Here is a 10550-nt window from a genome sequence, read left to right on the forward strand (position 1 = left end):
GCCGCTGCTGGCCGCGCGGCTGCTGCGCGAGCATCCCGGTGCCCTGCGGATCGAGACCACCATCGACGCGCGCCTGCAACGCCGGGCCGAGGCGTTGGCCGCGCGCGCCGTGCAGGGCGCCGGGCGGCGGCTGTCGGCGGCCGTGGTGCTGGCCGACCACCGGACGGGCGAGATCCTGGCCGAGGTCGGCGCCGCGGATTGGACCGACGGTGCATCGGCCGGCTTCGTCGACATGGCGCGGGCCTGGCGCAGCCCCGGCTCGACGCTGAAGCCCTTTGTCTACGGGCTGGCCTTCGACGACGGGCTCGCGCATCCCGAAACGCTGATCGAGGACCGCCCGACCGCCTTCGGCCGCTGGCAGCCGCAGAATTTCGACCGTCATTTCCGCGGCACCGTCAGCCTGCGCAATGCGCTGATCTGGTCGCTGAACATCCCGGTGGTGAAGCTGGCCGAGGCGGTGGGGCCGAACCGCATCGCCCAGGCCCTGCGCCGCGGCGGGATCGAACTGCGCCTGACAGGCGAGGCGCCGGGGCTGGCCATCGTGCTGGGCGGCGCCGGCGTCACGCTGGAGGGGCTGGCCGAGGGCTATGGCGCGCTGGCCCGCGGCGGGCGGGGCATCGGCCTGTCGCCTTTGCCGGGCGGGGGCACGGAACGGGCGGCGCCGATGTTCGGCCCGGTCGGGGCCTGGCAGGTCGGGCATATCCTGGGCCAGAACCCGGCTCCGCACGGCACGCGGCTGCGGCCGCTGGCCTACAAGACCGGCACCTCCTACGGGCATCGCGACGCGCTGGCGGTGGGCTTCGACGGCGCGCATGTCGCCGCGGTCTGGCTGGGCCGGCCGGACGGGACGCCCGTGCCCGGCGCGTTTGGCGGCGAGCTGGCGGCGCCGGTGCTGTTCGACCTCTTCGACGCGCTGCCCGCGGTGGCGCTGCNAACAGCGCCCTGCCCCTGCCCTTGCGCCGCTTTGCCCCGCCGGGACGGGCCAGCGCCCTGGCGGCGGGCCCCGCCGCCCCCGATGCGCTGCGCCTGACCTACCCGCCCGACGGGGCCGAGATCGACGCGCGGGGGCCGCTGACCGCCAAGGCGCGGGGCGGGCGTGGGCCCTGGACCTTCCTGGTGAACGGGGCGCCCGCCGCCGTCGCACAGCCGCAGCCGGTGGCCAGCCTGCCCCATCCCGGCCCCGGCTTTGCCGAATTGACGGTGCTGGATGCCGATGGCGCCTCGGCCAGTGCGGCAATCCGGCTGCACTGAGACAATTTGCGCGCTTCGTGATTCGCTTGACCTTTTCTTGGCCGGGATTTGCGACATATTCGCACCATGCTGCGCATCACCGACCAGATCGCCATCGAGGAATGGGAACTGTCCGAACAGTTCACCCGGTCCCAGGGACCGGGCGGGCAGAACGTGAACAAGGTCGAGACCGCCGTCGAGCTGCGATTCGAGGCCGAGCGGTCGCCGCACCTGTCGCCGCCGGTCAAGGCGCGGCTGAAGCGCCTGGCCGGGCGGCGCTGGACGCAGGACGGCGCCCTGCTGATCCGGGCCGAGGAGACCCGCAGCCAGGCCCGCAACCGCGAGCTTGCGCGCGAGCGGCTGGCCGAGCTGATCCGCCAGGCGCTGGTCGCGCCGCGCAAGCGCATCCCGACCCGGCCGACGCTGGGCAGCCAGCGCCGCCGCCTGGCCGCCAAGACCCAGCGCGGCGAGGTCAAGGCCGGGCGCGGCCGCATCCGCGACGCGGAGGATCCGGCATGATCGTCCAGTTCCGCGATAGGCTGGCGCGGCTGATCGGCCGCCGCCCGCCCGACATGCAGGTCGCGGCGCTGTGCCTGAACCAAGCGACCGGCGAGGTGCTTTTGGTGACGAGCCGCGGCACCGGGCGCTGGATCGTGCCCAAGGGCTGGCCCATGCCCGGCCGCAGCCTGGCCGATGCCGCCCGGCAGGAGGCCTGGGAGGAGGCCGGCGTCAAGGGCCGCGTCGCCGAGGCCGAGATCGGCCGCTATCACTATGACAAGGACCAGGACCGCGGCTTCGCCATCCCGGTCGAGGTGCGGGTCTTTCCGCTTTACGTCGAGGGGCTGGACGAGGATTTCCCCGAGGCGCATGAGCGCAGGCGCCGCTGGTTCGCGCCCGAGGACGCAGCCCGCATGGTGGCCGAGACCGGGCTGAAGCAGATCCTGCGCCGCCTGCCCGCCCAGCGGCGGCACCCCCCGGAATGAGACGCGAACCCCGCGAATACCGCACGCTCGACAAGGATCTGAGCCGCGTCACCAATGCCGAGCGCGCGGTGCTGCATTCGGCCCGGCCGCTGATGCGGCTGGGGCTGGCGCTGATCTTCATCGCCGCGGCCAGCTATGTCGGCACCGGGTTCTTCGCCGACCAGCCGGCCATCGGCATCCTGGCGGCCGGCCTGGCGGTCGCGGCCTATCTGGCGCTGTCGATCGGCGGCAACGACGTGGCCAACGCGCTGGGGCCGGCGGTGGGCGCGGGGGCCATCGGCATGACCGCGGGCCTCATGCTCGTCGCGGGGATGGAGGTTCTGGGCGCGGTCATCGCCGGCAGCGCCGTCACCGCCACGCTGACCGAGGGGCTGGTCGGCAGCACCCTGGGCGAGGGGGAGGCGACGGCGCGGATGATGCTGGCGGCGCTGCTGGCGGCGGGCAGCTGGATCAGCCTTGCCACCTGGCTCGACGCGCCGGTCAGCACCACGCATTCCGTGGTCGGCGCCATCGCCGGCGCGGGAATGGCGACCTTTGGCCTGGGCGCAGTGAACTGGCCGGCGATGGGGATGATCGCCTTTGGCTGGATCGTCTCGCCGCTGGTTTCGGGCCTGGCGGCGGCGGGGCTGATGGCGCTGCTGCGCGCGCTGGTGCTGGACCGCAAGGATCGCGTCGCCGCCGCCCGCACCTGGATGCCGGTGGTGGTCGGGCTGGCCTCGGCCATGCTGGCGGGGGTGGCGGAGCTGGCCTGGCACGGCTCGGGCCTGGCGGCGAATGCGGGCCTGGCCCTGGCCTGCGGCGCGCTCGGCTGGGCCTATACCCGGCGGCGCATCGACCGGCAGTCGCGCGGCGAGGCCGGCGGGCGTCTGGCGATGAAGCAATTGCTGGCGGTGCCGCTGATCGCCGCGGCGCTGGTCATGGGCTTTGCGCATGGCGCCAACGACACCTCGAACGTGGCCGCGCCGCTGACCATCATCCTCGACAGCCTGTCGGCCGGGGGGGACGACGATCTGCGCGCCCGGCTGGTGCTGCTGCTGGGGGGCCTGGGCATCGCGCTGGGGATCCTGCTTTTCGGGCGGCGGCTGGTGCATATGGTCGGCAGCCGCATCACCCGGCTGAACGCGTCGCGCGCGCTTTGCGTCTCGCTGGCGACGGCGGCGACGGTGCTGGGGGCCTCGCTTCTGGGCCTGCCGCTTTCGACCACGCATGTCGCGGTGGGGGGCGTGTTCGGCGTCGGCTTCTATCGCGAATGGCGCGACCGCCGGCTGGCGGCCAGCCACGCCCCCCTGCCCGCCGAGGAGCGCCGGCGCCGCCACCTGGTGCGCCGGTCCTACATGCGGATGATCCTGGGCGCCTGGCTGGTGACGGTGCCCGCGACCGCCGCGCTGGCGGCCGCGCTGGTCTGGATCGGCGGGTTCTAGGGCCGACGCTTTCCGGGAAAACCATCCGCGCCTGATCCGGGCCACGGCCCTGCTCCCGTGGGCGCGATCCGCGGCCAATCGGCCGCCCTTGCCGTCCGCGTGCGCACTCATCAGGCCCGGCGCAGCCCGGCCTCGCCCGCCGCGCGGGTCTGGGACAGCGTGGCGCCGGTGCTCAGCGCCTCGGGGTCCAGCGCCAGCTCCAGCACCGCCAGGGTGCCGGCGGCCTGGGCGCGGGCGAAGGCCTCGGCGAAATCCTCCTGCCGCTCGACCCGCTCGCCATGGCCGCCATAGGCGCGGGCCAGGGCGGCGAAATCGGGATTGGCCAGCGCCGTGCCCGAGACGCGGCCGGGATAGCTGCGCTCCTGATGCATGCGGATGGTGCCGTAATGGCCGTTGTTGGCCACGATGACGATGACGGCAGCGCCATGCTGGGCGGCGGTGGAAAGCTCGTTCACCGTCATCTGCAGGCAGCCGTCGCCGGCCATGCAGACCACGCTGCGGCCGGGATGTTCCAGCTTGGCGGCGATGGCGGCGGGCAGGCCGTAGCCCATCGAGCCCGAGGTCGGCGCCAGCTGCGTGCCGAAGCGGCGGAAGCGGTAATAGCGATGGATGAAGGCCGCGTAGTTCCCGGCGCCATTGGTGACGATCGCATCCGGCGGCAGGTGGTCCGAGAGCCAGCGCGCCACCGCCTCCATCCGCACCGCGCCGGGGGTGGAGCGGGGCTGCTGCCACGCCTCGTAGCCCGCGCGCAGCCCGGCGGTCCAATCGTCCCAGCGCCGCGGCGCGGGCAAGGCGGCCAGCGCCGCCACCACCGCGCGCGGATCGGCGACCAGCCCCGGATCGGGCCGCCACAGATGCCCCAGCTCGTCGGGCGAGGGGTGGACGTGGATCACCCGCGCATGCGGGCGCACCGGGTCCATCAGCTCGTAGCCGCGCGTCAGCGTGTCGCCCAGCCGCGAGCCCAGGGACAGCACGCAATCCGCCTGCGACAGCGCCTGCCCCAGCGCCGGGTTCATGCCGACGCCCAGGTCGCCGACATAGTTCGGATGCGCATTGTCCATATGCCCCTGCCGGCGGAAGGGCACCGCGACCGGCAGGCCCCAGCCTGCGGCAAAGCGCGCCAGGTCGTCGGCGGCCGCCTGCGACCACAGCGTGCCGCCGGGCACGACCAGCGGCCGCTCGGCCCCGGCCAGCGCCTGGGCGATGGCCTTGATCGATTCCGCGGCGACGGCGGAAAGCGGCGGGGCCGGCGGGGCCAGGTCCGGCACCTCGGCGCGGGCTGAAAGCATGTCCTCGGGCAGCGCCAGCACCACCGGGCCGGGCCGGCCCGACATGGCCAGGTGAAAGGCGCGCGAGACATATTCCGGGATGCGCTCGGTCTGGTCGATCTCGGCCACCCATTTCGCCAGCGGGCCGAACATGGCGCGATAATCGACCTCCTGGAAGGCGTCGCGGTCGCGGTCGGCGCGGGCGATCTGGCCGACGAACAGGATCATCGGCGTCGAATCCTGCCGCGCCACATGCACCCCGGCGCTGGCGTTGGTGGCACCGGGACCGCGGGTGACGAAGGCCACGCCCGGCCGCCCGGTCAGCTTGCCATGCGCCTCGGCCATCATCGCCGCACCGCCCTCGTGCCGGCAGGTGACGTTCTGGATGCCGGATGCGTAAAGCCCGTCCAGCGCCGCCAGGAAGCTTTCGCCGGGGACCGAGAACACCCGCCCGACCCCGTTCGCCTTCAACGCATCGACCAGAATCTGCCCGCCATGCCGCATCGCCGCCGTCTCCCTGCTTTTCTTTGCGGCCAGTCTGGGCCAGCTTGCGCGGGACTGGCAAGATGGTGCCGGTCCATCGAGGTCGATCATGCCGCAATCGGTTCTTTTCGTCTGCCTGGGCAATATCTGCCGCTCGCCCCTGGCCGAGGCCGCGCTGCGCGCCGCGGCCGAAGCCGCGGGGGCGCGGCTGCTGGTCGACTCGGCCGGGACCGGCGACTGGCACCTGGGCCGCGCGCCCGACCGCCGGGCGCAGGCAGTGGCGGCACGGGCCGGCATCGACATATCGAACCTACGCGCCCGGCAGGTCGGGCCCGACGACTTCCATCGCTTCGACCATATCGTCGCCATTGACCACGAAAACCTGGCCGCCCTGCGCCGTCTTGCGCCGCCCGAGGGGCGGGCGCGGCTGTCCCTGCTGCTGGACCATGTGCCGGGGCGCAGGGGGCAGGCGGTCGCCGATCCCTATTTCGGCGAGGCCGCCGGCTTCGACGCCACCTGGCGCGACGTGACCGCCGGGACGCAGGCCCTGCTGCGGCTGATCCTGGGGCCAGGGTGAAGGCCCGGCCTTTACAGCCGCGGCCCCCCGCCCTATCTCTGCCCGATCATGGCCACGAAATCCGACCCGAACTACAAGATCATCGCCGAGAACCGCCGGGCGCGCTTCGACTATTTCATCGAAAGCGACCTCGAGGTCGGCATCGTGCTGACCGGGTCCGAGGTGAAAAGCCTGCGCACCGGCCAGTCCAACATCGCCGAAAGCTATGCCTCGGTGGAACAGGGCGAGCTGTGGCTGATCAACGCCTATATCGCCGCCTACAAGCAGGCCGGCGTCTTCGGGCACGAGGAACGGCGCCGCCGCAAGCTGCTGGTCTCGCGCAAGGAACTGGCCCGCCTGTGGCAGGCCATCGGGCGCGAGGGCATGACGCTGGTGCCGCTGGTGATGTATTTCAACGACCGCGGCAAGGTGAAGCTGAAGATCGGCGTCGCCAAGGGCAAGAAGGTCGCCGACAAGCGCGAAACCGCGGCCAAGCGCGACTGGAACCGGCAAAAACAGCGTTTGCTGAAGCAGGGTTAAGCCTTGCCGCCCCGCGCGGCTGCGGTTACATCGGTGTCGTTTCTGCGCGCGCGGGAGGAAGGCCGATGTCCACCGATTCCGACGATCCCAAGGTGCTGGTCTCGACCGGCTGGCTGGCAGCCCATCTGAACGATCCCGACCTGCGCATCATCGACGCCACCTGGTTCCTGGAACCCGGCCGCGACGCGCGGGCCGAATACATGGCCGCGCATATCCCCGGCGCCCGCTTCTTCGACATCGACGAGATCGCCGACAAGCGCAGCGAACTGCCGCACATGGCGCCCCAGCCCGAGATGTTCATCAGCCGCATGCGCGCCATGGGCATCGGCGACGGCCATCAGGTGGTGGTCTACGACAATTCGCCGGTGCGCTCGGCGGCGCGGGTCTGGTGGACCTTCAAGCTGATGGGCAAGCAGGACGTGGCGGTGCTGGACGGCGGTCTGGGCAAATGGCTGGCCGAGGGCCGCGAGATCGAGGACATGCCGCCGATCCTGCGCGACCGCCACATCACCGTGCAGCGCCAGGCGGCGCTGGTGCGCGACGTGACCCAGGTCGCGGCGGCCAGCAAGCTGGCCGATCACGAGATCGTCGATGCCCGTTCCGCCGAACGCTTCCGCGGCGAGGCGCCCGAGCCGCGCCCCGGCCTGCGCTCGGGCCACATCCCCGGCTCGAAAAGCCTGCCCTTCGGCCGGCTCTACAACGCGGACGGCACGCTGAAGCCGGCCGCCGAACTCCGGGCCGAGTTCGAGGCGGCGGGGGTGGACCTGTCGAAGCCGGTGATCACCACCTGCGGCTCGGGGGTGACGGCGGCTTCGCTGTTCCTGGCGCTCGAACGGATCGGGCACCGGGACCATTCGCTTTATGACGGAAGCTGGACCGAATGGGGCAGCTTCCCCGACCTTAAAATCGCAACCGGAGACGCGTGATGCTGGGCAATCTGAAACCGCAGGCCCCCGACAAGATCCTGGCCCTGATGGGCGAATTCAGGGCCGATCCCCGCCAGGGCAAGATCGACCTGGGCGTGGGGGTCTACAAGGACGCGACCGGCCACACCCCGATCATGCGCGCCGTCCATGCCGCCGAACAGCGCATGCTGGAGACCGAGACCACCAAGACCTATGCCGGCCTGTCGGGCGAGCCCGAGTTCCACAAGGCCATGGGCGAGCTGATCCTGGGCGACGGGCTCAAGCCCGAGACCACCGCGACGCTGGCCACCGTCGGCGGCACCGGCGCCATCCGCCAGGCGCTGGAGCTGGCGCGCATGGCGAACCCCGACCTGCGGGTCTTCGTCAGCGACCCGACCTGGCCGAACCATGTCTCGATCATGAATTTCATGGGCCTGCCGGTCCAGACCTACCGCTATTTCGACGCCGAGACCCGCGGCGTGGATTTCGAGGGCATGAAGGCCGACATCGCCACGGCGAAAAAGGGCGACGTTGTGCTGCTGCACGGCTGCTGCCACAACCCGACCGGCGCCAACCTGACGCTGGAGCAATGGGCCGAGGTGGCCTCGGTGCTGGAGCAGACCGGCGCGCTGCCGCTGATCGACCTGGCCTACCAGGGCTTCGGCGACGGGCTGGAAGAGGACGCGGCCGGCACCCGGCTGATCGCCTCGCGCATCCCCGAGGTGCTGGTCGCGGCCTCGTGCAGCAAGAACTTCGGCATCTACCGCGAACGCACCGGCTGCCTGCTGGCGCTGTGCGCCGATGCGGCGACGCGCGAGCTGGCGCAGGGCGCCATGGCCTTCCTGAACCGTCAGACCTATTCCTTCCCGCCCTTCCACGGCGCCAAGATCGTCTCGACCGTGCTCAACACGCCGGAGCTGCGCGCCGACTGGATGGCCGAGCTGGAAGCGGTGCGCGGCGGCATGCTGCGCCTGCGCGAGCAACTGGCGGGCGAATTGCGCGACCTCAGCGGCTCGGACCGCTTCGGCTTCGTCGCCCAGCATCGCGGCATGTTCTCGCGCCTGGGCGCCACGCCCGAGCAGGTCAAGCGCATCAAGGAAGAATTCGGCATCTACATGGTTGGCGATTCGCGCATCAACATCGCCGGTCTGAACGACAGCACCATCCCGATCCTGGCCCGCGCCATCATCGAGGCGGGGGTTTAAGCCACCGCAGCCATCGCAAGGGGGGCGCCGGAAACGGCGCCCTTTTTTCGTTCCGGCCGGCCGATCTGGACAGGCCGCCCTTGCGCGAAACCCGGTTGCGGCGCCAAGGCCCGCTGCTGGAGTTGTCGCGGGACAATTCGCGCAATAGCTTGCAATGCAAGAAAATTTGTGCCGCCCGGCCTGGACGATGCCATCGCGTTTTGCCAGACCGCGCCGCCCTTGCGCAAGCGCAAGGATTTTCTGGACCGCAGCGCGCTGTCCGCCGACCTCAAGGCACCCCTTTACGACCCGGCGCAATTCACGATCAAGGTCGGCGAGGTCGTGGTGGCCATCGGCCGGCGCATGGTCAGCATCGCCCTCTGGCTGGCGCGGACGATCCCCAACACCGCCCTGGGCGTGGCGGTCGCGCTGACGCTCACCGCCGTGATCGGGGGCGATCCCCTTTGGGGTCGGGGCGGCTCTCACGCTGATACTGAACAAGCTTCTGCAGCTGATCGGCCTTACCGCGGGCGCGATCGAGGACATCCGCCAGCACGCGATGAAAGAAGCGATGGACCGGGTGGCCCGGCAATTCGCCAGCTTCGGGACGGTTGCGGCATGACCACGGAACAGGACCAGATCGGCGCGTTCAGCGAGGTCAAGCGCGTCATCGCCAATGACCTGAAGTTCAAGGCCCGGCTGGGCATCCGCGAGGACGCCTTTACCTCGCTCAAGCTCGGCAAGACCATCGGCAGCCTGTCGGACCTGGGCGGCGCCGCGGCCACCGGGGCCGGTATCGCGCAATCGGGGGTCGTCGCCTCGACCTTCTTTGCCAAGTCCGGCTTGATGGCAGCCCTTGGCATCGGCGGCGCGGCGGCGACGCCGGTGGGCTGGGTCGTCGCCGCGGCCCTGGCCAGCGGCGGCGCCTATTACGGGGTGACGCGGCTTTTCAAGGGCTACGAGGCGTCCCGCGTCGAGGTGGTGCCCCGCTTCCTGCACACGCCCATCGACCTGCTGGGCGCCTCGATGCTGGACCTGATGGGGTCGCTGTCGCTGAAGGTCGCGGCGATGGACGGGCAGATCGACCCGCGCGAAGTCGCCGTCATCCGCGATTACTTCGTGCATGACTGGGGCTATGACGCGGATTACGTCGGCCAGGCGCTGTCGGTGCTGCAAGCCAATGCCGACAAGTCCCGGCTGGCCGAGATGACCCAGGCCCTGGCCGCCTTCGTCCACGCCAATCCCGATTGCAAGTTCACTGCCATCCAGCAGGAGATCAAGGTGCTGCTGCTGGAGATCGCGCATGCCGACGGCAAGCTGGACGAGCGCGAGGACATGGCCATCGAGCGCATCCTGCGGGCGCTGGACGAGCAGAACTCGGTCCGCGCCTCGATCGGCCGCGCGGCCTCGGGGACGGTGGCGGCGGCTTCCTCGGCGGCGGGCTGGATCGGCAGCCGGTTCGGCCTGGGCGGAAGCTAGCGACCCAGCTTGCGGTCGATATAGGCGCGCAGTTCCTCGATCTCGGTCAGGCTTTCGTGCAGCTGCGCCTGCCGGGCGCGCAGCTCGGCCTCGGTGCGGGACAGCCGGGCGACCAGGTCGGCCTCGCGCGTCTCCAGCGCGTCCACGGCGCGGTCGCGTTCCTCCTCGGCCTCGTGCAGCTGCTGGGCCATGCTTTCCAGTTCGCCCATCTCGGCGCGGGTGACGCGGGACAGGCGGTGGATCAGCCAGCTTGCGAACCAGCCCAGCATGAAGGCGGCGAACAGGATGATCGCGGTGGCGACGATGAATTCGGTGCGGTTCATGCGAAGGGCTTCAGGGCAAGGGGTTGCGGGTCACGGCGCCGCGGGCCGCGGCAGGGGGCGGTTCACGTGCAAGGCATCGCGCGCGGGCATGGTCGCCGCCTCGGTGGCGGCGCCGACCAGCGCCTCGCGCGCGGGGCGGGTGGCGGCCTCGACGGGATCGACCGGCTCGGCGGGCGGG

Annotated in this window: 12 protein-coding genes; 10 read left to right on the forward strand and 2 right to left on the reverse strand. The window is 71.4% G+C overall.

What is annotated here, in order from left to right; all coding sequences use genetic code 11:
- From FE811_RS23505 to FE811_RS23520, 5 genes are all read left to right on the forward strand, one after another.
- Window positions 1–1030, forward strand: a 1030-nt coding sequence (locus FE811_RS23505) for a penicillin-binding transpeptidase domain-containing protein (protein ID WP_255469832.1), incomplete at its 5' end; no start/stop codon positions are given.
- Entirely contained in the window at window positions 955–1251 is a 297-nt protein-coding gene (locus FE811_RS28450; protein ID WP_255469833.1) for a hypothetical protein, read from the forward strand. The genes FE811_RS23505 and FE811_RS28450, both read left to right, overlap by 76 nt.
- Before the next feature lie 66 nt (window positions 1252–1317).
- Window positions 1318–1749: an alternative ribosome rescue aminoacyl-tRNA hydrolase ArfB gene (gene arfB / locus FE811_RS23510; RefSeq protein WP_036760911.1), complete on the forward strand. Its 432-nt coding sequence runs from the start codon at window positions 1318–1320 to the stop codon at window positions 1747–1749.
- Complete coding sequence (locus FE811_RS23515; RefSeq protein WP_036760910.1) at window positions 1746–2213, forward strand: NUDIX hydrolase; 468 nt, start codon at window positions 1746–1748, stop codon at window positions 2211–2213. Before arfB ends, FE811_RS23515 begins: the two co-directional genes overlap by 4 nt.
- Window positions 2210–3634 carry an inorganic phosphate transporter gene (locus tag FE811_RS23520; protein WP_116222973.1) on the forward strand — a complete coding sequence of 475 codons (1425 nt, stop codon included), beginning with the start codon at window positions 2210–2212 and terminating at the stop codon, window positions 3632–3634. Before FE811_RS23515 ends, FE811_RS23520 begins: the two co-directional genes overlap by 4 nt.
- 110 nt (window positions 3635–3744) lie before the next feature.
- Here the strand turns inward: FE811_RS23520 and FE811_RS23525 are convergent, their stop codons facing one another.
- A complete protein-coding gene (locus FE811_RS23525) occupies window positions 3745–5406 on the reverse strand; it encodes a thiamine pyrophosphate-binding protein (protein WP_116222974.1) in 1662 nt (553 codons plus the stop codon).
- A gap of 88 nt (window positions 5407–5494) precedes the next feature.
- Between FE811_RS23525 and FE811_RS23530 the strand changes: the two genes are divergently transcribed.
- The 5 genes from FE811_RS23530 (at window position 5495) to FE811_RS23550 (ending at window position 10049) form a co-directional block, all read left to right on the forward strand.
- Window positions 5495–5962, forward strand: a complete 468-nt coding sequence (locus tag FE811_RS23530; RefSeq protein ID WP_116222975.1) for a low molecular weight protein-tyrosine-phosphatase — start codon at window positions 5495–5497, stop codon at window positions 5960–5962.
- A 48-nt stretch (window positions 5963–6010) separates the two neighbouring features.
- Window positions 6011–6481: an SsrA-binding protein SmpB gene (gene smpB, locus FE811_RS23535; RefSeq protein WP_036760902.1), complete on the forward strand. Its 471-nt coding sequence runs from the start codon at window positions 6011–6013 to the stop codon at window positions 6479–6481.
- A 65-nt stretch (window positions 6482–6546) separates the two neighbouring features.
- A complete protein-coding gene (sseA, locus tag FE811_RS23540; protein WP_114534792.1) occupies window positions 6547–7407 on the forward strand; it encodes a 3-mercaptopyruvate sulfurtransferase in 861 nt (286 codons plus the stop codon).
- A complete protein-coding gene (locus FE811_RS23545; protein ID WP_116222976.1) occupies window positions 7407–8591 on the forward strand; it encodes an amino acid aminotransferase in 1185 nt (394 codons plus the stop codon). Before sseA ends, FE811_RS23545 begins: the two co-directional genes overlap by 1 nt.
- A gap of 168 nt (window positions 8592–8759) precedes the next feature.
- Window positions 8760–10049 carry a TerB family tellurite resistance protein gene (locus FE811_RS23550; RefSeq protein WP_244295364.1) on the forward strand — a complete coding sequence of 430 codons (1290 nt, stop codon included), beginning with the start codon at window positions 8760–8762 and terminating at the stop codon, window positions 10047–10049.
- Here FE811_RS23550 and FE811_RS23555 read toward each other — a convergent pair.
- Window positions 10046–10372: a hypothetical protein gene (locus FE811_RS23555; RefSeq protein WP_036760896.1), complete on the reverse strand. Its 327-nt coding sequence runs from the start codon at window positions 10370–10372 to the stop codon at window positions 10046–10048. The genes FE811_RS23550 and FE811_RS23555 overlap by 4 nt on opposite strands.
- Window positions 10373–10550: the final 178 nt, after the last annotated feature.

The organism is Paracoccus sp. FO-3 (genome assembly GCF_006386455.1).
Lineage (GTDB): Bacteria > Pseudomonadota > Alphaproteobacteria > Rhodobacterales > Rhodobacteraceae > Paracoccus > Paracoccus versutus.

Coding starts and splice junctions, on each gene's coding strand:
- arfB (WP_036760911.1), top strand. CDS start 1,318: ATGCTGCGCATCACCGACCAGATCGCCATCGAGGAATGGGAACTGTCC.
- FE811_RS23515 (WP_036760910.1), top strand. CDS start 1,746: ATGATCGTCCAGTTCCGCGATAGGCTGGCGCGGCTGATCGGCCGCCGC.
- FE811_RS23520 (WP_116222973.1), top strand. CDS start 2,210: ATGAGACGCGAACCCCGCGAATACCGCACGCTCGACAAGGATCTGAGC.
- FE811_RS23525 (WP_116222974.1), bottom strand. CDS start 5,406: ATGCGGCATGGCGGGCAGATTCTGGTCGATGCGTTGAAGGCGAACGGG.
- FE811_RS23530 (WP_116222975.1), top strand. CDS start 5,495: ATGCCGCAATCGGTTCTTTTCGTCTGCCTGGGCAATATCTGCCGCTCG.
- smpB (WP_036760902.1), top strand. CDS start 6,011: ATGGCCACGAAATCCGACCCGAACTACAAGATCATCGCCGAGAACCGC.
- sseA (WP_114534792.1), top strand. CDS start 6,547: ATGTCCACCGATTCCGACGATCCCAAGGTGCTGGTCTCGACCGGCTGG.
- FE811_RS23545 (WP_116222976.1), top strand. CDS start 7,407: ATGCTGGGCAATCTGAAACCGCAGGCCCCCGACAAGATCCTGGCCCTG.
- FE811_RS23555 (WP_036760896.1), bottom strand. CDS start 10,372: ATGAACCGCACCGAATTCATCGTCGCCACCGCGATCATCCTGTTCGCC.